This is a genomic window from Quadrisphaera sp. DSM 44207 (assembly GCF_900101335.1).
Lineage (GTDB): Bacteria > Actinomycetota > Actinomycetes > Actinomycetales > Quadrisphaeraceae > DSM-44207.
The window spans coordinates 1,241,458-1,265,451 of record NZ_FNKA01000001.1 but is presented as its reverse complement, the minus strand read 5'-3'; the positions used below and the strand labels follow the sequence as shown (position 1 = coordinate 1,265,451).

Sequence of the window (23,994 nt, the reverse complement as noted above, 5' to 3'; positions counted from 1 at the left end):
CGATCGGTGCGGGCAGGTTGCTGCTGCGACCGGGCGCCGCTAGCGTCCGCGTCGATGTATCGGCTCGATACATCGACAGCGAGGGGCGGGTGGCGTGGCTCGGCGGTCGGACGCCCTCAGCATCGCGGTGCTCGGGCTGCTGCACGACACCCCGCTGCACGGCTACGAGCTGCGCAAGCGGCTCGACGTCCTGATCGGCCCGCTGCGCCGGCGCATCTCCTTCGGCAGCCTCTACCCCGCGCTGCGCGACCTGCAGGCGCGGGGGTGGATCACGGCCGCGGAGGAGCCCGCCGCGGCCCCGGGGCTGCCCTCGCGCCGCTCGCGCGTCGTCTACCGGCTCACGCCCCCCGGGCAGGCCCGGTTGGCGGAGCTGCTCGCCGTCTCCGGGCCCCCGGCGTGGGAGGACGAGCAGTTCGACGTCCGCTTCGCCTTCTTCGGGCGCACGGACGCCGAGACCCGCCTGCGCATCCTCGAGGGCCGCCGCACCCGCATGCAGGAGCGGCTCGAGCGGGTGCGCTCGTCCATGGCCCGCACGTACGAGCGCCTCGACGCCTACGCCGCGGAGCTGCAGCGGCACGGCCTGGAGTCCGTAGAGCGCGAGGTGCGCTGGCTCGACGACCTGATCGAGCGGGAGCGCGCCGCGCGCTCCCGCCGCGCGCCCGACCCGGGCGCGCCCCCCGGCACCACCCCTTCCCCCAGCACACCGAGCGGGCCCGCGAGCCGGCACCCGCACGAGGAGTGAGGAGAGACCATGGGCTCCGTCCGCGTCGCCATCGCGGGGGTCGGCAACTGCGCCGCCTCCCTCGTCCAGGGCGTCCACCACTACCGCGACGCCGCGCCCGGCACCCCGGTGCCCGGCCTGATGCACGTCCAGCTCGGCGAGCACCACGTCTCGGACGTGCAGTTCGTCGCCGCCTTCGACGTCGACGCCAAGAAGGTCGGCTTCGACCTGTCCGAGGCGATCGTCGCGAGCGAGAACAACACGATCAGGATCGCCGACGTGCCGCCGCTGGGCGTGCCGGTGCAGCGCGGGCCCACGCTCGACGGGCTGGGCCGGTACTACCGGGAGACCATCGAGGAGTCCCCGGCGGAGCCGGTCGACGTGGTGGCGGCGCTGCGCGAGGCGCGCGCCGACGTCCTGGTCTGCTACCTGCCGGTCGGCAGCGAGGACGCCGCGAAGCACTACGCGCGGTGCGCGATCGACGCCGGCGTGGCGTTCGTCAACGCCCTGCCGGTCTTCATCGCCAGCGACCCGGAGTGGGCCGCGAGGTTCGAGGCGGCCGGCGTGCCGATCGTCGGCGACGACATCAAGTCCCAGATCGGCGCGACCATCACCCACCGCGCCCTGATGCGGCTGTTCGAGGACCGCGGCGTCGTCGTCGACCGCACGTACCAGCTCAACGTCGGCGGCAACATGGACTTCAAGAACATGCTCGAGCGCGACCGCCTCGAGTCGAAGAAGATCTCCAAGACGCAGGCCGTGACCTCCAACGTCGACCACGACCTCGGGGCGCGCAACGTGCACATCGGCCCGAGCGACTACGTGCAGTGGCTCGACGACCGCAAGTGGGCGTACGTGCGCATGGAGGCCCGCGCGTTCGGCGACGTGCCGCTGAACCTGGAGTACAAGCTCGAGGTGTGGGACTCCCCCAACTCCGCGGGCGTGATCATCGACGCCGTGCGCTGCGCCAAGATCGCCAAGGACCGCGGCATCGGGGGCCCGGTCACGTCGGCGTCGGCGTACTTCATGAAGTCCCCGCCCGTGCAGCGGCGCGACGACGTCGCCAAGGACGACGTCGAGCGCTTCATCCGCGGCGAGGCGGAGCGCTGACGCAGCCCCCCTCCCCTCGTGATCATGCGCGTCCGGACCGTTCTCGGCACCGGAGTGCATGATCGCGGGGGGAGGGGGGGTTCCGCGGGGTTCCGCGCCGTCCTCGCCGGGGCGCCCTACCGGCGGCTGCTCGCCGTCCGCCTCGCCAGCCAGGCCGGGGACGGCGCGTTCCAGGCGGGGCTGGCCGCGCTGGTGCTGTTCTCCCCCGAGCGGGCGGCGACCCCGCTGCTCGTCGCGGTCGCGACGACGACGGCGGTGCTGCCGTTCACCCTGGTCGGGCCGTTCGCCGGGGTGCTGCTGGACCGCTGGCCGCGCCAGCGCGCCCTGCTGGTCTGCAACGCCGCACGGGTCGCGCTCGGGCTGGCGTGCGCGGCCGTCGTGGCGGCCGGGGCGCCCGGCGGCGTCCTGCTCGTGCTCGTGCTGACCGCGCTGTCGGTGAACCGGTTCCTGCTCGCCGGGCTCGGCGCGGCCCTGCCGCACGCCGCGCCGGCGCCGCTGCTCGTGGCCGCCAACGCCGTCACCCCGACCGCGGGCACGGGCGCCTTCGCCGCCGGCGCCGTGGCGGGCGCGGGCGCGCGCACCGCGCTGGGGGCCTCGCCGAGCACCGACGCCGTCGTCCTCGTCGCCGCCGCGCTGGGGTGGGCGCTCGCCGCGGCGCTGACTCTGCGCATCGGGCGCGAGGACCTCGGGCCGGACGCCGGGCCCGACGCCTCCGGCAGCGCCGCGCCGTCCGCCGCCGCGGCCCGTGACATCGCGCGGGAACTCGCCGAGGGCGCGGCGCACGTGCGGTCCCGGCCGGCCGTGCGCACCGCCCTGGGCGTCATCGGCGCGCACCGGGTCGCCTTCGGGGTCTCCACCCTCCTCACGGTGCTGCTGGCGCGCGGGCACCTGGCGGCCTCCCCCGGCGACGTGGACGCCGCCCTGGGGCTGCTCGCCCTCGTCGCCGCGGCCGCCGGGGCGGGCGCCCTGGCCGCTGCCGTCCTCGTCCCCCCGCTGGCCCGGCGCACCGGCGTGCGACCGGTGGTGCTCGCGGCGCTCGTCCTGGGTGCGGCCACCCAGGCGGTGCTCGTGCCCGGGGTGACCAGGCCCGGCCTGGTGGCCGCGGGCGCCGCGCTGGGCCTGGCCGGGCAGGCGGTGAAGATCGGCGTCGACACGGTCGTCCAGACGGGCGTCGAGGACGCCGTGCGCGGCCGCGCCTTCGCCCTCTACGACGTCGTGTTCAACGCCGCCACCGTGCTGGGGGCGCTGGCCGCGGTGCTCGTCGTCCCCGCCGACGGCCGCTCGCCCGCCCTGCACGCGGTGCTCGCCGCCGGCTACGCCCTCACGGCGGTCGCGGCGGCCCTGCAGCCCGTCGAGTCGGACGAACGGGCTCCTCCGCGCGACCGGTGAGGCCGCGTTCGTCCGACTCGGCGACGCGACCGGGTGCGCAGCGCGCGCCTGCGACGAGGCAGCGCGTCACCCCGGCTGCTGCGACTCCGGCTGCTCGGCCCACCAGCGCAGCAGCTCCGCGCGCGCGGCCTCCTCGCCGACCGGCCCGGCGTCCAGGCGCAGCGCCAGCAGGTGCTGGTACGCGCGCCCGACGACGGGCCCCGGCCGCACCCCGAGCAGCCGCATGATCTCCTCGCCCCCCAGCTCGGGGCGGACGGCGGCCAGCTCCTCCGCCGCCTGCAGGCGGGCGATGCGGGCCTCCAGGTCGTCGTAGGCGCGCGCCAGCCGCGCCGCCCGGGCCCGGTTGCGCGTGGTGGAGTCGGAGCGGGTCAGCTTGTGCAGCCGGTCCAGCAGGGGACCGGCGTCGGTGACGTAGCGGCGCACCGCGGAGTCGGTCCACTCGCCGTCCCCGTAGCCGTGGAAGCGCAGGTGCAGCTCGACGAGCCGGGCGACGGCCCGCGTCGTCTCCTTGTCGAAGCGCAGCGCCTTCAGGCGCCGAGCGGTCATCTTCGCGCCGACGACCTCGTGGTGGTGGAAGCTCACGCCGCCGCCGGGCTCGAAGCGGCGCGTGGCGGGCTTGCCGACGTCGTGCAGCAGCGCGGCCAGGCGCAGCACCAGGTCCGGGGAGTCCTCGAGGGCGATCGCCTGCTCGAGCACCGTGAGGGTGTGCTCGTAGACGTCCTTGTGGCGGTGGTGCTCGTCGATCTCCAGGCGCAGCGCGGGCAGCTCGGGCAGCACCCGGTCGGCCAGGCCGGTGCCGACGAGCACGCTCAGCCCGGCGCGCGGGTCGGCCCCGAGCAGCAGCTTCTCCAGCTCGGTGCGCACGCGCTCGGCGGAGACGATGCCGATGCGGTCGGCCAGCGCGGTCGCGGCGGCCAGCGCCGCCGGTGCGGGGGCGAAGCGCAGCTGGCTGGCGAAGCGGGCCAGGCGCATCATCCGCAGCGGGTCGTCGGCGAAGGACCGCTCGGGCGCGACGGGCGTTCGCAGCACCCGGGCCGCGAGGTCGGCCAGGCCCCCGAAGGGGTCGACGAACTCCAGCGACGGCAGCCGCAGCGCCATGGCGTTGACCGTCAGGTCGCGCCGCGACAGGTCGCCCTCGAGGGAGCTCCCGAACGCCACCTCCGGCTTGCGCGAGTCGGGGTCGTAGCGGTCGGCGCGGTAGGTGGTCACCTCGACGACGACGTCGCCCCGGCGGGCGCCGATGGTGCCGAACTCCCGGCCGACGTCCCAGTGCGCGTCGGCCCACCCCCGCAGCAGCTCCAGGGTCTGCTCCGGGCGGGCGCTGGTGGTGAAGTCCAGGTCGAACGCCCCGGCGCCGCCCAGGCGCCCGAGGAAGGCGTCGCGCACGGGCCCGCCCACCAGGGCGACCTCGTGCCCGGCGGCGGCGAAGCGGCGTCCCAGCTCCTCGACCAGCGGCGCCACGCGGGCGAGCTCGGCGACCGCCCGCCGTCGCGCCGCGGCCACCTGCGCCGGGGCCGGTGCCGGTCGCGAGGCGTCGCGCGCGCCGGGCGTGGCGTCGTCGGGGGCGTCGGGCACGACGTCCAAGGGTGCCAGACGGGCCGTCGTTACAGTGCTGCCATGCCCCCTGGCGAACGCCGGCCCCGGCCCCGCCCGGGTGCCCGGGAGGTCGCGGCGCGCCCGGGGGAGCCCGAGCGCCGCGCCGCGCGCGGCTCCTCGCCCGCGGGCGCCCGGCCGGCCTCGCGCCCGGGCCGCGGGGGCGTGCGCACGGTGGAGGAGACCTCCGCCGGCGGCCTGGTGGTCGACCTGACGGGCCCGCAGCCGCAGGCGGCGCTCATCGCGCGGGTCAACCGCGCCGGGCGCCTGGAGTGGTGCCTGCCCAAGGGCCACCTGGAGGGCGTGGAGACGCCCGAGCAGGCCGCCGTGCGCGAGATCGCCGAGGAGACCGGCATCACCGGGCGGGTCCTGCGGCCCCTCGGCACGATCGACTACTGGTTCTCCGTGGAGGGCCGGCGCATCCACAAGACCGTGCACCACTTCCTGCTCGAGGCGACCGGCGGGCGCATCACGGTGGAGGACGACCCGGACTGCGAGGCGGTCGAGGCGGCGTGGGTGGCGGTGCCGGACCTCGTCGAGCGCCTCGCCTTCTCCAACGAGCGGCGGATCGCGCGCGTGGCCGGCGAGATCCTCGCGAGCGAGGCGTGAGGCGCCGGCGCCCGGCCCGGGCCGCCGCGCACCTCGCCGCCGCCCTGGCGCTCGCGCTCGGCGGCGGCGCCCCGGGCGCCGCCGCGGCCGCTCCGGCGCCGCCGTCCGAGGACGCCGCCGCGGCCGCTCCGGCGCCGACGCCGGCACCGACGCCCGCATCGCCCCCACCGGTGGACGCGCCGCCCGCACCGGCGCCCGTGGAGGGCGTGCAGGTGCAGCTGGAGTCGGTCGGTCCCGTCGTCGTCCGCCCCCAGGACGTGCTGCAGGTGCGCGCCCGCGTCACCAACGGCACCGACCAGGTGCTGGAGGGGGCGCGGGTGCTGCTGTGCGTGGGCACCCAGGCGCTCACCACGCGCGCGGCGGTGGCGGCGTGGGCCGACGGCTCCGCGGGCGGGCGCGGGGACCGGTGCCAGCGCGACCCGCAGCTGGCCCAGCCGCTGCCCCCGGGCGCCTCCGCGACGGTCGACCTGAGCGCCCCCGCCGCGGAACTGGGCCTGACCGCCGCGTGGGGGCCGCGGGGGATGACCGTCGAGGTCGTCGAGGACCAGGTCGTGGACGGCGCCTACCCGGGCCTGGACGCCGAGCGCAGCTTCCTCGTCTGGCTGCCGGACGGCTCCGCGCCGGCGTCCGTGGACCTGACGGTCCTCGCGCCCGTGGTCGCCGGGCCTCCCGACGTCCTGTCCGCCGCCGTGCCGGCCGAGCGCCTGGAGGACCTCACCGCGACCGGCGGCCGCCTCGACCGGGTGCTGCAGGCCGCCGCCGCCCCCGGCGTCGTGCTGGTGCTCGACCCCGCGGTGCTCAGCTCCGCGGCGTCCGCCGACGCCCGAGCCCAGGCGTGGGTGCAGCGGCTGCGCGAGCGCGCCCGCACCCAGGAGGTGCTCGCCCTGCCGCAGGCCGACCCGGACGTCGCGGCGCTCGCGCAGGCCGGCCGGCCGGAGCTGTACCAGCTGGCCGAGGAGCAGGGGCGCAGCAACGTGCAGGCGCTGCTCGGCGCTCCGGCGCGCAGCGACCTGTCGTGGCCCGCCGGCGGCAGGGCCGGCCCCGCCGCGATCGACCTGGCGCGCGCCTCCGGGCGCACGGCGGTCGTGCTCTCCGCGGACGCGGTCCCGGCCGCCGCGGCCGCCGCGGGCGGCGTCCCGCCGACGCGGGTGCTGCTCGAGGACGGCGGCCCGGCGGCGGCGGGGCTGCTCGTCGACCCGGCCGTGTCGGCCGTGCTCACCGCCGGCACCACCCTGGGCGCCGGAGGCGAGCCGGGCGCCGCCGCCGCGGCGGCGGCGCGCCTGCTGGCCGACAGCGCCGTCACCGCCGCCGCCCGGGCCGACGCGGCGGACGCCGCGGAGCGGGCGCCGTCCCTGCTGCTCGCCCTGCCGCGCGACTGGAACGCCGACCCCGCGGCCACCGCCACCGTGCTGGGCGCCCTCACCGGCGCCCCGTGGCTGGTGCCGACGGCGCTGGCCGACCTGCTCACCGCCCAGCCCGTGGCGAGCGTCGCGGTGCCGCAGGACCCGGTGGCCGACGCCCTCGCCGCGGACGGCGTGCACGCGGCGGCGGACGCCGTGGCGGAGGTGGAGCGGGTCGCGGGCGTCCTGACCGACCCGGCGGCGCGGCTGGAGCAGGTGCGGGCCTCCGCGGTCGCGGCCGCCTCCGCCGGGTGGCGCGCCGACCCCGACGGCTGGCGCGCCGGGCTGGCCTCCCTCGCGGAGCGGGCCGGCTCCGTCGCCGGCGCGGTGCGGGTGGTGCCGGGCAGCACGGTCAACGTCATCTCCTCGCGCGTGGACCTGCCCGTCACGCTCGTCAACGACCTCGAGCAAGACGCGCAGGTAGTGGTGACCCTGCGCTCCCCGACGCCGCGCGTGCGCCCCGAGGGGCCCGTGGAGGTGCGCCTGGCCGCGGGCAGCCAGCAGGCCGTCACGCTGCCGGTGCGGGCCCTCGCGAGCGGCGACACCGAGCTGCAGGTCGTCGTCAGCACCCCGCAGGGGCAGCCGCTCGGCGAGCCCGCGACGCTGTCCGTGCGCGTGCGCGCCGACTGGGAGGGCCGCGGCGTCGCCGTGGCGGCCGCCGTGCTCGCCCTCGTGCTGGTCCTCGGCCTCGTGCGCACCGTGCGGCGGGGACGGCGCGACCAGCCCCCGCCGCCGCCGGCGACTCCGCCCTCCCCCGCGGCGCCCGCAGCGCCGCCCGCAGCGTCAGCAGCGTCGGCAGCGTCGGCAGCGCCGCCCGCAGGGTCGGCAGCGCCGCCCGCGCCGCCCGCCAGGACGAGCCTCGAGGTCCCCGACCGCTCCGACCGCTCCGACCGGCAGGACACCGAGGTGCGCACCGATGGCTGACGAGTCCCCCGCGGCGGGTGTCGGGCGGTCGCCGGAGGCGTCCGCCCTCTCGGACGCGCCCCCCGGCCAGCCGGTGCTCTCCCCGCAGGCCCCGCCCGCCGCGGCGCAGGCCCAGCCGACCCTGGCCCGCTCCAGCACCGTGATGGCGGCCGGGACGGCGGTCTCGCGCCTGCTGGGGTTCCTGCGCGCCTTCGTCCTCGTCGTCGCGATCGGGTCGACCCTGCCGGCGGCGGACGCCTTCGCGACCGCCAACACGGTGCCGAACAACCTCTACCTGCTCATCGCGGGCGGGGTGCTCAACGCCGTCCTCGTGCCGCAGGTGGTGCGCGCGGCGCGGCGCCCCGACGGCGGGGAGGACTACGTCAACCGCCTCGTCACGGCGGCCGTGGTCTTCTTCGCGGTCGTCACGGTGCTCCTCGTGGCCGCGGCGCCGCTGGTGGTCTCGCTGTTCGCCGCGGAGTTCGACGGGCCGCTGCGGGCCCTGACCGTGGCGTTCGCGCTGTGGTGCCTGCCGCAGGTGTTCTTCTACGCCCTCTACACGCTGCTCGGGCAGCTGCTCAACGCCCGCGGCAGCTTCGGCCCCTACATGTGGGCCCCCGTGGTCAACAACGTCGTGGCCCTGGTCGGCCTCGGCGCCTTCATCGCCGTCTTCGGGACGGCGGACCCGGCCGACCCCGCGGCGGCGTCCGTGGACTGGAGCCCCGGCCGGGTCGCCCTGCTCGCCGGCACCGCGACCCTCGGGGTCGCCGTCCAGGCGCTCGTGCTGCTCGTGCCCCTGCGCCGCGCGGGCGTGCGCCTGCGGCCGCGGTGGGGCCTGCGCGGGACGGGCCTGCGCTCGGCGGGGCGCACCGCGGGCTGGACCTTCGCCGCCGTCGTCGTCGGCCAGGTCGGCTTCCTGGCGGTCAGCAACACCGCCGCCGCGGCCCGCGACGGCGCCGAGACCGCCGCCGACGGCCTGGCCACGGCCGGCCTGACCGCCTGGGGCCTGGCCTACCTGGTCTTCATGCTGCCGCACAGCCTCGTCGCGGTCTCGGTGGTCACGGCCCTCTTCACGCGCATGAGCCGGTCGGCGGCCGCGGAGGACGCCGCCGCCGTGCGCGAGGACGTCTCCAGCGGGATGCGCACCATCGGCATCGCCAGCGTGCTGGCCACCGTGGGCCTCCTCGTGCTCGCCGTCCCGATCGGCGTCGTCATCAGCAACGGCGCGCTCGTGCCGGGCCGCGCCGTCGGCCGGGTCGTGTTCGCCATGGCCTTCGGGCTGGCCGCCTTCAGCGCCTCCTACCTCGTGCAGCGGGCCTTCTACGCCTTCGAGGACGCCCGCACGCCCTTCCTCGTCCAGTGCCTCGTGGTGGCCACCTGGACGGCGGGCGCCCTCGTCGCGGCGGCGGTGCTGCCGGACGAGGACAAGGTCGTCGGCGTCGCCGCCGCCATGGCGCTGGGCCAGGTGCTCGGCCTGGTGCTCGGCGTGGCGCTGCTGCGCCGCCGCCTCGGCGGCCTCGACGGCTACCGCGTGGTGCGCACCCACGTCCGGCTGCTGCTCGCGGGCCTGGTGGCCGGCGCGTGCGGCGCGGCCGTGGCGCAGGGGACGAGCGGCCTCCTGGACGACGGGCTGCTGGGCGCCCTCGCCGTCGTCGCCGCGGCCGGCGCGGTCGTCGTCGGCGTGTACGCGGCGGGGCTGTGGCTGCTGCACGTGGAGGAGGTCCGCCCGCTCGTGCGCCGCCTGACCCGCCGGGGCTGAGCTCCCGCCCCTCGGCTCGAGCCGCGGGGGCGCGGCGCCGATGTCCCTCCCCGTGGACCCCCGCACGCTCCCGGCGCGCCGCCGCGCCCGGGAGCGCGCCGCCGTCCGCGCCGCCGTCCGCCGCCGTCCCGACCGTCCCGACCGTCCCGACCGTCCCGACCGCCCCGGACGCCCCGGACGCCGCGCTCGACACCGCGAGCGGCGGGCTGCGGGACGCCGTCGCCGAGGCCGCGCGGCTGCGCCGCTCGGTGGAGGACCTGGAGCACCGGGTCGAGGTCGCCGCCGAGGAGCACGCGGCAGCCGCCGACGCGCTCGCCGCCGCCGTCGCCGACGAGGTCGCGGCCGAGCGCGACCTCGCCAGCGCGCGCGACGCCGCCCGCTCCCAGCGCGCGGCCGCCGCCCGCCGCACCCGCGCCGTCTACGCCAGCGGCGCGCCGCTGGGGCTGCCCCTGCAGCTGCTGGGCGGCGCCGAGCCCGCCGACGTGGCCGACTCCGCCCGCGCGGTCCGCGCCCTCGTGGCGAGCGACGCGCGGGCCGTCGAGGAGGCCCGCCGCACCGCGGCCTCCGCGTCCGCCGCAGCGGAGGCGGTGCAGCGCTCGCGCGCCGAGCGGCAGCGGCTGGAGCAGCTCGCCGGAGCCGCGGCGCGCGCCGCAGACACCGCCCTGGCCCAGCGCGCGCTGCTCCTGGCGCGGGCCGACGCCCGCGCCGCCGCGCTGCTCGAGCAGGCCCGCGAGGACGAGGAGCGCCGCGCCCTCGAGCGGGCCGCGAGCGCCGCCGCCACCGAGCTGGGGGCGGACCCGGCCGCGCCCCCGCCCCCCGGCGAGGCGGGCGAGGTCGTCCGCGCCGCCCTGGACGCCGCCCGCAGCCGCCTGGGCAGCCCGTACGCGTGGGGCGCCACCGGGCCCGACGCCTTCGACTGCTCCGGGCTCGTGCAGTGGGCCTACCGCCAGGCCGGCGTCCGCCTGCCCCGCACGACGCGGCAGCAGTACGCGGCGCTGCCGCGGGTGCCCCTCGACGACCTGCGTCCCGGCGACCTCGTCTTCTACGCCTCCGGAGCGGAGCCGGGCAGCATCCACCACGTGGGCCTGTACCTCGGCGACGGGGTGCTCCTGCACGCGCCGCGCACCGGCGACGTGGTGCGCACGGCGGCCGTGACCCGCTCGCGCGCCTACGGCGCCGTCCGGCCGGGAGGGGCCGCCTCGCCCTAGCATGGGACCGAGCGACGGCGCGCCCGCCGCAGCGGGCGCGGGCAGCGGAGGTCACGATGTCGGACGGCGGTACCCGCACCACCTCCCGCGCGGCCGGTGCGGTCGGGGTCCTCCTCGACGGGCGCTACCGGCTCGACGAGCGCCTCGGGCGCGACGGGCCCTCCACCACGTGGAACGGCCACGACGAGCAGCTCGACCGGGCCGTGCAGCTGCGCGTGGTCTCCGGCGCCACCGCGGAGGCGACCGTGGACGCCGCCCGGCGCGCCGCCGGGCTGGAGGACCTGCGCCTCGCCCGCGTCCTCGACGTGGGCGGCACGTCCCCGGGCAGGGCCACCGCGCTGGACGCCGCCGACGGCGCGGCGCCGCCGATGGCATGGGTCGTCACGGAGCGGCCCGCGGGCCGCACGCTCGTGGAGCTCCTGCGCGAGGGCCCGCTGCCGGCCGCCCGCGCCCGCGCCGTCGTCGGCGAGGCCGCCCGGGCGCTGCAGCGCGCCGGCGCCGCCGGCCTGCACCACCGGCGCCTGGACCCCTCCTCGGTCGTGGTCGGGGACGACGGCAGCGTCCTGGTCGTCGGCCTCGAGGTCGCCGCGGCGGCGGTGGGCCTGCCCGAGACCACCCCCGCGCGGGCGCTGCGCGAGGACGCCGTCGGGCTGGTCTCGGTGCTGTATGCGGCGCTGACGGGCCTGTGGCCGCACGGGTCCTTCTCGTTCGTGCGCAGCGGCACCGTCGACGGCGCCCCCGCGCAGGACGGCGCGCCGGTGCCGCCGGGCGACCTCGTCCCCGACGTCCCCAACGACCTCGACACCCTCGCCGTCGTCACGTTCGGCCCCTACGACGACGGCCCGCTCACGCCCGGAGAGCTCGCCGACCAGCTCGCGCCGTGGGGCTCCGCGGCCCCCGCGCCGCCGGCGGCGCCGTCCGCGCGGTCCCGGCCCCGGTTCGTGCCCCCGGTGGGGGCCCGCTGGCGCGACGAGCGCGCGACGGCGCCCGCGCCTGACCACCGCACCGACCACCGCACCGACCACCGCAGCGAGCACCGCAGCGAGCACCGCAGCGAGCACCGCACCGGCGACCTGGCGGCGCTCGTGGGCGGCGCGGCCACGGCGGCGGACCCGGAGGAGGACCTCGAGCCAGCGCGCCCGGCGGTGGGCCGCTGGGTCCTGGCGGGGGCCGCGGTGGCCCTGCTCTGCGCCCTCGGGCTCGCCGCGGCCAACCTGCCGGAGGTCGGGGGCCTGCTCGGCGTCGCGCCGTCCGCGCGCAGCACGCCCGCGGTGCCGTCCGCGACGGCGCCCTCGCAGGCCCCGGCGGCCCCCGAGCCGGAGCCGGCTCCCGAGCCCGCGCAGCCCGCGCAGCCCGTGGCGGTCGCGGGCGCCGCGGCGCTGGACCCGCTGGGGGACGGGGAGGAGAACGACGAGGACGTGCCGCTGGCCCTGGACGGCGACCCCGCGACCGCGTGGACGACGGACACGTACGAGAGCGCGACGCTCGGCAACCTCAAGCCCGGCACCGGCCTGGCGCTCGACCTGGGCCAGGAGGCCACCGTCAGCGCCGTCGAGCTCCTCGTGACCGGCACGGGCGGGACGGTGGAGGTGCGCTCGTCCCCGGACGGCACGTACGAGAGCAGCAGCGTCGTCGCCACGGCCTCGGTGGGCAGCGGGTCGGCCGAGCCGGTCGTCGTCCAGCTGCCCTCCCCGGTGCGGACGCCCTCGCTGGTGCTGTGGTTCACCGCGCTGCCGCAGGTGGCGGACGGGTTCCGCGCCGAGGTCGCCTCCGTCGCGGTGCGCTGAGCCGCAGCGCGCCGGGGCGGAATCCCCCCGCCCTAGGATCTGTTGACGCCCGTGCTCCCCCAGGTCGCCGTGCGCCCCGGGGAGCGGCAGCGGGACCGGGACGAACGAGGGAGACGACGTGGCGGAGCGAACGACGCAGCAGGTGCTCGAGGAGGCCGCGCAGCCCGTCCGCGACGTGGTCGTCGTCGGGTCCGGCCCCGCCGGCTACACCGCCGCGATCTACGCCGCCCGCGCCAACCTGCGCCCCGTGGTCGTCGCCGGCTCCGTCACCTCCGGCGGCGCGCTCATGAACACCACGGAGGTCGAGAACTTCCCCGGCTTCCCCGAGGGCCTGCAGGGCCCCGAGCTCATGGAGCGCATGCAGGCGCAGGCCGAGCGCTTCGGCGCCGAGGTGGTCTGGGACGACGCCGTCGAGGTCGACCTGGCCGGCGAGGTCAAGGTCGTGCGCACCGGGCTCGGCGACACGCACCGCGCCCGCGCCGTCATCCTCGCCACCGGGTCCGCGTACCGCGAGATCGGGCTCTACAACGAGAAGCGCCTCTCCGGCCACGGCGTCTCGTGGTGCGCCACCTGCGACGGGTTCTTCTTCCGCGACAAGGACGTCGCCGTCGTGGGCGGCGGCGACTCCGCCATGGAGGAGGCGACCTTCCTCACCCGCTTCGCGCGCTCCGTGACGGTCGTGCACCGCCGCGGCATCCTGCGCGCCTCGAAGATCATGCAGCACCGCGCGCAGGCGGACCCGAAGATCCGTTTCGCGTGGAACACCGAGGTCGTCGACGTGCTCGGGGACGACAAGCTCACCGGCCTGCGCCTGCGCGACACCACCACGGGCGAGGAGCGCGAGCAGCCCTTCGACGGGCTGTTCGTCGCCATCGGCCACGACCCGCGCGTCGACCTCTTCCGCGACCAGGTCCGCCTGGACGACAAGGGCTACGTCGCCGTCGACGGCCGCTCCTCGCGCACGGACGTGCCCGGCGTCTTCGCCTGCGGCGACGTCGTCGACCACGAGTACCGCCAGGCCATCACGGCGGCCGCCTCCGGCACCGTCGCGGCCCTGGACGCCGAGCGCTACCTCGCGGCCCTGGAGGACACCGGCCTGCCCCGCGTGGCCGCCGTCGAGGCCGCCGAGGTCGCCGAGGCCACGGCCGTCAGCTGACGCACCACCGCCACCGCCCCGCCCGACCCACCACCGATCCCGAGGAGGCCCCCGTGGGCGCCACCCGTCCCGTGACCGACGACACCTTCGAGGCCGAGGTCCTGCAGTCCGACAAGCCCGTCCTGGTGGACTTCTGGGCGCCGTGGTGCGGCCCGTGCCGCCAGGTCGCCCCGATCCTGGAGGAGCTGGCCGGCGAGCACGACGCCATCGAGGTCGTGAAGGTCAACACCGACGAGAACCCGCGCACCGCCGCGGCGTACGGGATCACCTCGATCCCCACCCTGAACGTGTACTCCGGCGGGCAGCTCGTGAAGTCGATCATCGGCGCCCGGCCCAAGCCCGCCCTCGTCAGGGAGCTCGGCGAGTACCTCGGATGACGTCGCGCGCGGGCGGGCGGGGCACGATGCTGGCCCCGTGAGGACCACCGGACGGCCGCGATGAGGGGCACCGCGCTGCGCAGGGGCGACCGCGGGCCCCGCGTCGCGGCCGTCCGCACGCAGCTGCACGCCGCGGGGGTCTCCGCCCCGGCCGCCGAGGGCGGCGAGGGCGTCTTCGACGAGGTCCTCGAGCGGGCGGTGCGCGAGTTCCAGCAGCGCCGCGGCCTGCGCGCGGACGGCGTGATCGGCCCGGAGACCGGCCGGGCCCTGGACGCCGCCCGCTGGCGCCTCGGCGACCGGATCCTGCGCTACGTGCCCGGCCACCTCGTCGTCGGGGACGACGTGATCGGGCTGCAGGAACGCCTGCTGGAGCTCGGCGTCTTCGTCGGCCGGGTGGACGGCGTGCTGGGCCCCGAGACCGAGCACGCCCTGCGGGAGCTGCAGCGCGCCTCCGGCATCGCCGTCGACGGCACCTGCGGCCCCGCGACCCTGCGCGTGCTCTCCCAGCTCTCCCGCACCGTGGGCGGGGGCGACGCAGCCGCCCTGCGCGCCGCGGAGGCCGTGCGCCGCGCGGGCAGCAGCCTCGCCGGTCGCGTGGTCGTCGTGGACCCCGGCCACGGCGGCCCCGACCCGGGGGCCGTCGCGGGTGGCCTGGTCGAGGCGGACGTCGTCCTCGACCTCGCCCAGCGCCTGGAGGGCCGCCTGGCCGCCTCCGGGGTGACCGCGGTCCTGACCCGCGGCGCCGAGCAGGGCCCCGACGCGCTGGCGCGCGTGCGCCTGGCCGAGGAGGTCGGCGCGGAGCTGTTCCTGTCCCTGCACTGCGACACCGCCGCGCCGCTGGCGGACGCCGCGAGCCCGGGAGGAGGCGGCCACGGCGTCGCGACGTCCTACTGGGGGCAGGAGGGCACCGGCGTGCGCTCCCCCGTGGGCGCGCGCCTGGCCGACCTGCTCCAGCGGGAGCTCGTGGCCCGCACCGGCATGACGGACCTGCGCACCCACCCGCGCGGGTTCGACGTGCTGCGCCTCACGCGCGTGCCGGCCGTGCGCGTGGACATCGGCTACCTCAGCGACCCCCTGGACGCCGCCCGGCTGGCCGACCCGGCGTTCCGGGACACGTGCGCGGAGGGCATGCTCGCCGCCGTCCAGCGGCTGTACCTGCCCTCCGAGGACGACCCGCCCACGGGCACGCTGCGCCTCGGCGACATCGTCGCCCGCTCCCAGCGCTGAGCGGGCGCCCGGCGTCGGCGGGAGCGCCCGGGGTCAGCGGGAGCGGGAGGTCGCGCCCGTGCCGCTGAGGGCGGGCACGCGCACGGTGGCCAGGATCCGCTCCAGGGCGGCCTCGACGTCCTCGCGCCACGACAGCGCCGTGCGCAGCTCCAGGCGCAGCCGCGGGTAGCGCGCGTGGTCGCGCACCACGGTGAACCCGACGGCCTCGAGGAAGGCCGAAGGCACCACGCAGCGGGGCCGCTCGCCGGCGCGCAGCGCCGCCTCGGTCACCCCGAACGCCTCCAGGGCCCGCACGCCGCGCTGGGTGAGGTCCTTGGCGACGCCCTGCACGAGCATGCGCGCCAGCCCGCCCCCGCGGTGGGCGGGCACCACCTGCCCGCCCATGAGGAGCACGGCGTCCGCGCTGACGGGGGAGGTCGGGAACGCCAGCGAGCGCGGCACGTGCACGGGCGGCGCGTAGGCGAGGAAGCCGGCGAGCTCGTCGTCGACGTACGCCAGCCGCCCGGCGGTGCCCCAGCCGAGCAGCACGCCCGACAGCCACGCCTCCTTCTCGAAGGCCGCACCGCCGTCCTCCTCCACGCGGCGGGCCGCCACGGGGTCCAGCTCCCACACCACGCAGCGCCGGCACGGCGCGGGCAGCTCGGGGAGGGCCTCCAGCGTCAGGGGCACCATCCGCCGGCTCATGCACACCTCCTGTCCACAGACTCGCTCACACCTGTGGACGCTCGCTCAGGACCTGTGGACGGCGGGGCGGCGCAGCCGCCGCACGCCCTCACCCGGGATCGGCGGACCCCCGCAGGGACCCCTCGGAGCGCCACGAGGCCTGCTCGGACCACGCGGCGGACGGCGGTGCGGGGACCCAGCCGTGCGGCGGCTCCCCCGCGGGCGCCCGCCGGGGAGCCCCGGCGGGCCCCGGGGCAGCGGCGGCCCGCGGCGGCAGGTGCGCGGGGTCCACGGCGTCCTCGTCGGGCGCCAGGGCCGCGAGGATGCGGTTGAGGTCCTCCACGCCGGCGAACTCGACCACGACCCTGCCCCGGCGCTGCCCCATGGCGATGCTCACCCGGGTCTCGAAGCGGTCGGAGAGGCGGGCGGCGAGGTCCTCCAGGCCCTGCGGCGAGCCCCCGCGGCGCCCGGCGCGGGCGCGCAGCGGCGCCGCGCCGTCCCCGCCGAGGGCGACGACCTCCTCGGTGGCCCGCACCGACAGGCCCTCCGCGACGATGCGCTGCGCGAGGCGCTCCATGGCGGCGGCGTCGCCGAGGCCGAGCAGGGCGCGCGCGTGCCCGGCCGAGAGCACGCCGGCGGCGACGCGCCGCTGCACCAGCGGCGGCAGGCGCAGCAGGCGGATCGTGTTGGAGATCTGCGGTCGCGAGCGGCCGATGCGCTGCGCCAGGTGGTCGTGCGTGCAGCCGAAGTCGTCGAGGAGCTGCTGGTAGGCCGCGGCCTCCTCGAGCGGGTTCAGCTGGCTGCGGTGCAGGTTCTCCAGCAGGGCGTCGCGCAGCAGGTCGTCGTCGCTGGTCTCGCGCACGATCGCGGGGATCGTCTCCAGGCCCGCGGCCTGGCTGGCGCGCCAGCGCCGCTCGCCCATGACGAGCTCGTAGCGCTGCCCGTGCTCGTCGGCGCCCACGGGCCGCACGACGACGGGCTGCAGGACGCCGATCTCGCGCACGCTGTGCACCAGCTCGGCCTGGGCGTCCTCGTCGAAGACCTGCCGGGGCTGGCGCGGGTTCGGCGCCACCTGGTCCACGGGGACCTCGGCGAAGTGCGCGCCCGGCACCGGCAGCAGCGCGAGCCGGTGCGCGGGCCGGTGCGCGGGCTGGTGCACGGGCTGGTGCGCGGGCTGGTCCCGCAGGTCGACCGTGCGCTCCCCGAGCCGCTCCACGGGCCGCTCGATGCCCGGTGCCGGTGCAGGTGCCGGTGCCGGTGCGGCGGCCGGTGCGAAGGCCTGGAGCGGCGGGTACAGCCCCGCGGGCACCGGCGGGGCGGCGCTGTGCGCCCGCGGCTGCTCCTGCATCACCGGCGCGGCGGCGTCGACGGGCGCGCCGACCGGGCCGGCGGGAGGAACCGGCTCAGGAGGGACCGGCCCGGGAGCTGCCGGCTCAGGAGGGACCGGCGCCGAGGGGATCAGGGCCCCCAGGCCCCGGCCGAGACCGCGGCGCCGATCCGTCATCGCTGCTCCCCCGTCGCCGTGGCGTGCTGGTGGGACTGCCCGGTCAGGTCGACCAGCGCCGCGGCGGCGTGCTGACCGGTCGCGGCCCCTTGCGGGGCGTGCGCCGCGGCCGCGGCGCGGCGGGCCTCCGCCTCCCGCTCGGCGATCTCGCGGGCGGCGGCCAGGTACGACAGGGCGCCGCTGGAGCCGGGGTCGTACGACATCACCGTCAGGCCGTGGCTGGGGGCCTCCGAGATCCGCACCGAGCGCGGGATCGTCGTCTTCAGCACCGTGTGCGGGAAGTGCGTGCGCACCTCCTCGGCGACCTGCGCGGCCAGGCGGGTGCGGGCGTCGTACATCGTCAGCAGGATCGTCGAGACCCGCAGGGCGGGGTTCAGGTGCTCCTGCACGAGCCCGATGTTGCGCAGCAGCTGGCTCAGGCCCTCCAGCGCGTAGTACTCGCACTGGATCGGGATGAGCACCTCCTCCGCCGCCGAGAACGCGTTCACGGTGATCAGGCCGAGGCTGGGCGGGCAGTCGATGAGGACGTAGTCCAGCCGCGGCATCCCGCGGGAGCGGCGGTCCGCGAGGTGCTGCGCGATCGCGCGGCGCAGCAGCGACTCGCGGTGCTCCATCGTCACCAGCTCGATCTCGGCGCCCGCCAGGTCGATGGTCGCCGGGCAGCACCACAGGCCCTCGACGTCCCGGCACGGCTGCACGGTGTCCACCAGCGCCGCGCCCTCGACGAGCACCTCGTAGGTGCCGGGGATGTCGCTGTGGTGGTCGATCCCGAGCGCCGTGGAGGCGTTGCCCTGCGGGTCCACGTCGAGGACGAGCACCTCGAGGCCGGACTGCGCCAGCGCGGCGGCCAGGTTCACCGCGGTCGTCGTCTTCCCGACGCCGCCCTTCTGGTTCGCCACCGTCATCACGCGCGTGCGCTCCGGGTGCGGCAGGCGCCGCCCGTGCAGCGTGATGCGCATGCGCGCGTCCACCGCCGCCTGGCGCGCGAGGGGCGTGTCGTCGTCCGCCTCGGGGATGGCCGAGGCCACCTGGGTGCGCCGGCGCAGGTCGTCCGCGTCGTCGGCGCCGCTGCGCCGCGCCCTGCGCCGGCCCGACGTCCACTCCTGCTCGCTCACGACTCCTCCTGCGTCGTCGCCGTGAGCGCCGCCCCGTGCCCGACGGCTCGCTCGCTCCGCTCGCTCACGACTCCTCCTGCGTCGTCGCCGTGAGCGCCGCCCTGTGCCCGACGGCTCGCTCACCCACGGCCGGCCCGTCCCGACCCCGTCCGCCGGCCCCGGGAACCGGCCGGCCCTCGACCGGGGCCCACAGTAGCCCGGACGATGGTGGTCGGTCCGGGCACGACACCAGCCCCCGCCGTCACGACCTCCTCCGAGACGGCGCCCAGGCGGCGCAGCACCGGGCGGGCGGCGGCCAGCTCCTCGGCGGCCGTGCGGCCCTTGAGCGCCAGCAGCGCGCCGCCGGGGCGCAGCAGCGGCAGGCACCAGCGGGCGAGCCGCTCCAGCGGCGCCACGGCGCGGGCGGTGACGACGTCCGCGGGCGGCACGCGGCCGGTGCCCGCCACCTCCTCGGCGCGCCCGCGCACCACCGCGACGGGGAGCGCGAGGTCGTCGACGACCTCGCGCAGCCAGGTCATGCGGCGCTCCAGCGGCTCGACGAGCACCACCGCCGCGTCCGGGCGCGCCAGCGCCAGGCACAGCCCCGGCAGGCCCGCGCCGCTGCCGACGTCCACGACCGCGGCGCCCTGCGGCAGCAGCTCGCCCACGACGGCGCAGTTGAGCACGTGCCGCTCCCAGATCCGCCCCACCTCGCGCGGCCCGACCAGGCCGCGCTCGACGGCGGACGTCGCCAGGTGCTCCGCGTACCGGCGCGCGAGGTCCGCGCGTTCCCCGAAGACCCGCTCCACCGCGCCGGCGAGCTCCGGCGGCACCGGGGCCGCTCCAGGACCGCCCGAAGGCGTTCCACGGGAAACCCCGGCCGGCTCCCCCGGTGCCCCGTGCGGGCCCGCGACCGACCCGGCGGTCACGCCGACGGCTGGACGACGACCCGCCGCTGCGGCTCCACGCCCTCGGAGTCGCTGACGAGGCCGGCGGCCGCCACGACGTCGTGGACGACCTTGCGCTCGAAGGGGTTCATGGGCTCCATCCGCACGGGCGCGCCGTCGCGGCGCACGCGCTCGACGACCTCCTCGGTGGCGCGCACGAGCTCCTCGCGGCGCTGCGCCCGGTAGCCGGCGACGTCGAGCATGAGGCGGCTGCGCTCGCCGATGCGGGCCTGCACCGCCAGGCGGGTCAGCTCCTGCAGGGCCTCGAGCACCTCGCCGCGCGGCCCGGTCAGGCGGCGCAGGGCGCGGGAGGAGACGGGGTCGGCCACGATCGAGACCGCGGCCCGCCCGTCCTCGACGTCGATGTCGATGTCCCCGTCGAGGTCGGTGATGTCGAGGAGCTCCTCGAGGTAGTCGGCGGCCACCTCGCCCTCCTCCTCCAGGCGCGCCAGCCGGGACGGGCGCCCGCCCTCCTCGCCGGTGCGCTCGGCGCCGGCGTCCTCCGCGCCGGGCGCCGGGGTCGGGTCGGTCGGGACGGCGGGGTCGCCGCCGCCGGTCGCGGTGGTGCTGGTCTCGCTCACGGGAGCCTCCTCGGCGTGCGGGTCGGTGCGCGGGCCGCGGGCCGCGGGTGGTCCGGCGGCCGGTCGGCGGCCGCGGCGTCAGTCGGTGGCGCGGGCCCGGCCGGGCGCCTCGACGCCGCCCGCCGTCCCGGACGCGGGAGTGGCACCGGACGCGGGAGCGGCGCCGGAGCCGGAGCGGCCGGGCCCGGACGGCGAGGGCCGCGAGGGGCGGGCGCGGTCCTTGCGCTTGGGCTGCACGCGCTGGCCCTTGACGACCGGCTGGGCCTGGACGACGGCCTCGGCGGCGGGCGCGCCCCTGCCCTTGCGCGCGCGGCGCTCCTGCAGCGCGCGCTCGGCCTGCGAGCCGGGCGCCGGCATGCGGCGGATGACGTAGAACTGCTGGCCGCCGGTCCACAGGTTCGTCGTGAGCCAGTAGATGAGCACGCCGATCGGGAAGTTCACGCCGGTGACCGCGAAGATGATCGGGAACGCGTAGAGCAGGATCTTCTGCTGCTGCGCGAAGGGGTTGTCCAGCGCGGACGCCGGCATGTTCTTCATCATCAGCTGGCGCTGGGTGATGAACATGGTGGCCGACATCAGGACGATCAGGACGATCGTGAGGATCCGGACGTTCAGGTCGTCGCTGCCGAGGAACGTGTCGACCAGGCGCGCCCCGAACAGGGTCGAGCCCGCCGCCTGCTGGGCCAGCTCGCCGGTGAGCGCGCCGATGCCGTCCGCGTCGCGGATGTGCGTGTTGAGCACCCGGAAGAGGGCGAAGAAGATCGGCGCCTGCAGGAGGATCGGCAGGCACGAGGCGAACGGGTTCGTGCCGTGGTGCCGGTACAGCTCCATCATCTCCCGCGACATCGCCTCGCGGGACGCCGGGTCGGTCTTGCCCTTGTACTTCTGCTGCAGCTTGCGCATCTCCGGCTGCACGAGCGCCATGCCGCGCGAGGCCTTGATCTGCTTGACGAAGAGCGGGATCAGCAGGATCCGGATGACGACCACGAGCCCGACGATCGACAGCGCCCACGTCCAGCCGCTCTCGGGCGCCATGCCCATCGCCGTGAGCAGGTCGTGGAAGCGGACCATGATCCAGGCCACGGCCAGCTCGATCGGGTAGAAGAGCGCGAGGAAGAAGTCTCCGATCGCGCGGAACAGGCTGGCGATGGCATCCATCACGAGGTCCTCGAGGGCTCAGGGGGCGCGGACGCGGCGTCCGCTGACGCCGGGGACGGAGGGGCCGCGGGCGGGACGGGGTCCCAGCCGCCGGCGGCCCACGGGTGGCACCGCAGGACGCGGCGCGCCGCCAGCCAGGAGCCGCGCAGGGCGCCGTGCCGCTGCAGCGCCTGGACGGCGTAGGAGGAGCAGGACGGCGCGTACCGGCACACCGGCCCCAGCAGCGGGGAGACGAGCAGCTGGTAGGCGCGCACGATCCCGACGAGCACCAGCGCCGGCACGCGCGCCAGCGCCCTCACGGCGCGGGGCGCAGCAGGCTGCGCAGGGCCGAGTCGAGGTCGGCGCCCAGCTCGGCGGACACGGCCTGCGCCGCGGCCGGGGTGGCGCGGACGACGACGCGGCTGTCCGGGGGCAGCAGGTGCAGGCGCTGCGCCACCTGGGCGCGCAGGCGCCGCTCCACGCGGTTGCGCACCACGGCACCCCCCACGGCCCTGGACACCACGAAGCCGACGAGCGCCGGCGGGGTCGGGCTCGGGACCGCGCCCGGGGCGGGGTCCCGCGCGCCCGACCCGCTCGGCCCGGGCAGCAGGTGCACGACGAGCCGTCGGCGCCCGGTGCGACGACCCCGCCGGACCGCCGTGGCGAAGTCCGGGGAGCGGCGCATGCGGTGCACCGACGGCAGCACCCGGCGTCCGGGCCTCAGGCGGACAGCGCGTCGCGACCCTTGCGGCGGCGCGCGGCGAGGATCGCGCGGCCGGCGCGGGTGCGCATGCGCAGCCGGAAGCCGTGCACCTTGGCACGACGCCGGTTGTTCGGCTGGAAGGTCCGCTTGCTCACGACATCCACTCCATCTGGTCTTCCACCGCACGGCAGGAGCGCCGCGGGGAGGCCAGCACCGCCGGCCGCAACCGCTCCACGGTACGGGCGCGCCCGCGGGAGGGTCAACCTGCCCTCCCGCGGGCGCGTCGCGGCCCGGACCCGCCCGAGCGCCTTGCCCCGACCCCCGCGGCGTTGCTAGCGTCGCCGCTGCCCGAGCGTCCACACCCGTCGTGCACAGGTGTGGACAGACTTGTGGACGGAGCAGGCCGCCGGAGTGGGACAGTGTCGTCCGTGGCGAACTCCGAGGACCTCTCGACCCTGTGGCGCACCGTCGTCAGCGCGCTCGCGGAGGACGCGCGGGTCTCGCGGCAGCACCTCGGGTTCGTCCGCCTGACCCGCCCGCTGGGCATGCTCGAGGGGACGGCCCTGCTGGCCGTGCCGAACGACCTCACCAAGGAGGTCCTCGAGCAGCGGGTGCGCGGTCCCGTCACCGAGGCGCTCACCGCGAGCCTGGGGCGGTCGGTGCGCCTGGCCGTCACCGTCGACCCCACGCTGGACGACGAGCCGCCCGCTGAGCTCGCTCCCGCGGCGGTCGGCGCCGGCGCGGCCGGTGGGCTCGGTGCGGCCGGTGGGCTCGGTGCCGGTGGGTTCGCGGACGTCGCCGGCCGGGACGCGAGGGGCGCCGCGCCCGCGGGCGCCGTCGCGGCGAGCGCCGCGGACCTCGACGACCCGGCTCAGTCCGCCGACCCGGCGGACCCGGCCGACCCGGCCGACGTGACGGACCCGGCCGACGTGACGGACCCGGCGGACCCGGATCGGGGTGGGGCGGGCCCGCACGACGAGGACGGCACCGACCTGCTGCCGGCGGACGACGGCGCCCTCTTCGCGGTGTCCGCGCCGGACGGCCGGGCGCCGACGCGGCGGGCCCGCGAGCCGCGCCGCGAGAGCGAGCCGACCCGGCTGAACCCGAAGTACACCTTCGACACGTTCGTCATCGGGTCGAGCAACCGGTTCGCGCACGCGGCGGCGGTCGCGGTGGCCGAGGCGCCGGCGAAGGCCTACAACCCGCTGTTCATCTACGGCGAGTCCGGGCTGGGCAAGACGCACCTGCTGCACGCCATCGGGCACTACGCGCAGCACCTGTACACGGGCATGCGGGTGCGCTACGTGAACTCCGAGGAGTTCACGAACGACTTCATCAACAGCATCCGCGACGACAAGGCGAGCGCCTTCCAGCGCCGGCACCGCGACGTCGACATCCTCATGATCGACGACATCCAGTTCCTGTCGAACAAGGTGCAGACGCAGGAGGAGTTCTTCCACACCTTCAACACCCTGCACAACGCGAACAAGCAGGTCGTCATCACCTCCGACCAGCCGCCCAAGCAGCTGTCGGGCTTCGAGGAGCGCATGAAGTCGCGCTTCGAGTGGGGGCTGCTCACCGACGTGCAGCCCCCGGACCTCGAGACGCGCATCGCGATCCTGCGCAAGAAGGCGATCAGCGAGCGCCTGCAGGCCCCCGACGACGTGCTCGAGTTCATCGGCTCGCGGATCTCGACGAACATCCGCGAGCTCGAGGGCGCCCTGATCCGGGTGACGGCGTTCGCCAACCTCAACCGCTCGGCGGTCGACCTCTCCCTCGCCGAGGTGGTCCTCAAGGACCTCGTGACCGGCGAGGCGGGCGAGGTCACCGTGGCGACGATCCTGGCGCAGACGGCGGACTACTTCGGCCTGTCCGTCGACGACCTGTGCGGCACCTCGCGCTCGCGCCTGCTCGTCAACGCCCGGCAGATCGCGATGTACCTGTGCCGGGAGCTGACCGAGATGTCGCTGCCCAAGATCGGGCAGGCCTTCGGCGGCCGGGACCACACGACGGTCATGCACGCGAACCGCAAGGTCCGCGAGCTGCTCGCCGAGCGCCGTTCCACGTACAACCAGGTGACGGAGCTGACGAACCGGATCAAACAGGCGAACCGGACACCCTGACGA

General features: G+C 77.5%; 22 protein-coding genes. 12 read left to right on the top strand and 10 right to left on the bottom strand.

The window, feature by feature from the left end; all coding sequences use genetic code 11:
- Positions 1–94: 94 nt before the first annotated feature.
- From BLS82_RS06060 to BLS82_RS06050, 3 genes are read left to right on the top strand one after another with little or no spacing between them, the layout of a single operon-like run.
- Positions 95–742 carry a PadR family transcriptional regulator gene (locus tag BLS82_RS06060; RefSeq protein WP_092862351.1) on the top strand — a complete coding sequence of 216 codons (648 nt, stop codon included), beginning with the start codon at positions 95–97 and terminating at the stop codon, positions 740–742.
- Positions 743–751: 9 nt separating this feature from the next.
- Positions 752–1,831 carry an inositol-3-phosphate synthase gene (locus tag BLS82_RS06055; RefSeq protein WP_092862349.1) on the top strand — a complete coding sequence of 360 codons (1,080 nt, stop codon included), beginning with the start codon at positions 752–754 and terminating at the stop codon, positions 1,829–1,831.
- Between the two features lie 24 nt (positions 1,832–1,855).
- Positions 1,856–3,220: an MFS transporter gene (locus BLS82_RS06050; RefSeq protein WP_143028752.1), complete on the top strand. Its 1,365-nt coding sequence runs from the start codon at positions 1,856–1,858 to the stop codon at positions 3,218–3,220.
- 66 nt (positions 3,221–3,286) lie between these two features.
- Here BLS82_RS06050 and BLS82_RS06045 read toward each other — a convergent pair whose 3' ends face one another.
- Positions 3,287–4,795 (bottom strand): CCA tRNA nucleotidyltransferase, encoded by a 1,509-nt coding sequence (locus BLS82_RS06045; protein ID WP_092862345.1) that lies wholly within the window; start codon positions 4,793–4,795, stop codon positions 3,287–3,289.
- A gap of 42 nt (positions 4,796–4,837) precedes the next feature.
- Here BLS82_RS06045 and BLS82_RS06040 point away from each other — a divergent pair, with 42 nt between their 5' ends.
- The 8 genes from BLS82_RS06040 to BLS82_RS06005 all read left to right on the top strand — a co-directional run bounded on the left by BLS82_RS06040 (position 4,838) and on the right by BLS82_RS06005 (position 15,239).
- Positions 4,838–5,422 carry an NUDIX hydrolase gene (locus tag BLS82_RS06040; protein ID WP_176818936.1) on the top strand — a complete coding sequence of 195 codons (585 nt, stop codon included), beginning with the start codon at positions 4,838–4,840 and terminating at the stop codon, positions 5,420–5,422.
- Entirely contained in the window at positions 5,419–7,746 is a 2,328-nt protein-coding gene (locus BLS82_RS06035; protein WP_092862343.1) for a DUF6049 family protein, read from the top strand. The genes BLS82_RS06040 and BLS82_RS06035 overlap by 4 nt, the downstream gene beginning before the upstream one ends.
- Positions 7,739–9,484, top strand: a complete 1,746-nt coding sequence (gene murJ / locus BLS82_RS06030; RefSeq protein WP_092862341.1) for a murein biosynthesis integral membrane protein MurJ — start codon at positions 7,739–7,741, stop codon at positions 9,482–9,484. Before BLS82_RS06035 ends, murJ begins: the two co-directional genes overlap by 8 nt.
- A 248-nt stretch (positions 9,485–9,732) precedes the next feature.
- The gene (locus BLS82_RS16590) at positions 9,733–10,692 is read left to right on the top strand and encodes a C40 family peptidase (RefSeq protein ID WP_143028751.1); all 960 of its coding nucleotides are present in this window, start codon (positions 9,733–9,735) and stop codon (positions 10,690–10,692) included.
- A 56-nt stretch (positions 10,693–10,748) separates the two neighbouring features.
- Positions 10,749–12,479, top strand: a complete 1,731-nt coding sequence (locus BLS82_RS06020) for a protein kinase family protein (protein WP_092862337.1) — start codon at positions 10,749–10,751, stop codon at positions 12,477–12,479.
- Between the two features lie 118 nt (positions 12,480–12,597).
- On the top strand, positions 12,598–13,635 hold the full coding sequence (gene trxB, locus BLS82_RS06015) for a thioredoxin-disulfide reductase (RefSeq protein ID WP_255378142.1): 1,038 nt from the start codon (positions 12,598–12,600) through the stop codon (positions 13,633–13,635).
- A 53-nt stretch (positions 13,636–13,688) separates the two neighbouring features.
- Positions 13,689–14,012 (top strand): thioredoxin, encoded by a 324-nt coding sequence (gene trxA / locus BLS82_RS06010; RefSeq protein ID WP_092862335.1) that lies wholly within the window; start codon positions 13,689–13,691, stop codon positions 14,010–14,012.
- A gap of 60 nt (positions 14,013–14,072) precedes the next feature.
- Positions 14,073–15,239 (top strand): N-acetylmuramoyl-L-alanine amidase, encoded by a 1,167-nt coding sequence (locus BLS82_RS06005; RefSeq protein ID WP_092862333.1) that lies wholly within the window; start codon positions 14,073–14,075, stop codon positions 15,237–15,239.
- 33 nt (positions 15,240–15,272) lie between these two features.
- On the opposite strand, the gene BLS82_RS06000 is transcribed toward BLS82_RS06005, so the two are convergent.
- The 9 genes from BLS82_RS06000 to rpmH form a co-directional block, all read right to left on the bottom strand.
- A complete protein-coding gene (locus BLS82_RS06000; RefSeq protein ID WP_092862331.1) occupies positions 15,273–15,923 on the bottom strand; it encodes a GNAT family N-acetyltransferase in 651 nt (216 codons plus the stop codon).
- Between the two features lie 88 nt (positions 15,924–16,011).
- Positions 16,012–17,250 (bottom strand): ParB/RepB/Spo0J family partition protein, encoded by a 1,239-nt coding sequence (locus BLS82_RS05995; protein WP_255378141.1) that lies wholly within the window; start codon positions 17,248–17,250, stop codon positions 16,012–16,014.
- Positions 17,251–17,402: 152 nt separating this feature from the next.
- The gene (locus BLS82_RS05990; protein WP_369811026.1) at positions 17,403–18,521 is read right to left on the bottom strand and encodes a ParA family protein; all 1,119 of its coding nucleotides are present in this window, start codon (positions 18,519–18,521) and stop codon (positions 17,403–17,405) included.
- 119 nt (positions 18,522–18,640) lie between these two features.
- Positions 18,641–19,333: a 16S rRNA (guanine(527)-N(7))-methyltransferase RsmG gene (rsmG, locus tag BLS82_RS05985; protein ID WP_218123597.1), complete on the bottom strand. Its 693-nt coding sequence runs from the start codon at positions 19,331–19,333 to the stop codon at positions 18,641–18,643.
- Between the two features lie 92 nt (positions 19,334–19,425).
- Positions 19,426–20,028 carry a Jag family protein gene (locus BLS82_RS05980; RefSeq protein WP_092862327.1) on the bottom strand — a complete coding sequence of 201 codons (603 nt, stop codon included), beginning with the start codon at positions 20,026–20,028 and terminating at the stop codon, positions 19,426–19,428.
- A gap of 78 nt (positions 20,029–20,106) precedes the next feature.
- Positions 20,107–21,186 (bottom strand): membrane protein insertase YidC, encoded by a 1,080-nt coding sequence (yidC, locus tag BLS82_RS05975; protein ID WP_092862325.1) that lies wholly within the window; start codon positions 21,184–21,186, stop codon positions 20,107–20,109.
- Positions 21,186–21,476: a membrane protein insertion efficiency factor YidD gene (gene yidD / locus BLS82_RS05970; RefSeq protein WP_092862884.1), complete on the bottom strand. Its 291-nt coding sequence runs from the start codon at positions 21,474–21,476 to the stop codon at positions 21,186–21,188. Before yidD ends, yidC begins: the two co-directional genes overlap by 1 nt.
- A 5-nt stretch (positions 21,477–21,481) precedes the next feature.
- On the bottom strand, positions 21,482–21,871 hold the full coding sequence (rnpA, locus tag BLS82_RS05965; RefSeq protein WP_092862323.1) for a ribonuclease P protein component: 390 nt from the start codon (positions 21,869–21,871) through the stop codon (positions 21,482–21,484).
- A 14-nt stretch (positions 21,872–21,885) separates the two neighbouring features.
- Complete coding sequence (gene rpmH, locus BLS82_RS05960) at positions 21,886–22,023, bottom strand: 50S ribosomal protein L34 (RefSeq protein ID WP_092862321.1); 138 nt, start codon at positions 22,021–22,023, stop codon at positions 21,886–21,888.
- A gap of 273 nt (positions 22,024–22,296) precedes the next feature.
- Between rpmH and dnaA the strand changes: the two genes are divergently transcribed.
- On the top strand, positions 22,297–23,991 hold the full coding sequence (dnaA, locus tag BLS82_RS05955) for a chromosomal replication initiator protein DnaA (protein WP_092862881.1): 1,695 nt from the start codon (positions 22,297–22,299) through the stop codon (positions 23,989–23,991).
- Positions 23,992–23,994: the final 3 nt, after the last annotated feature.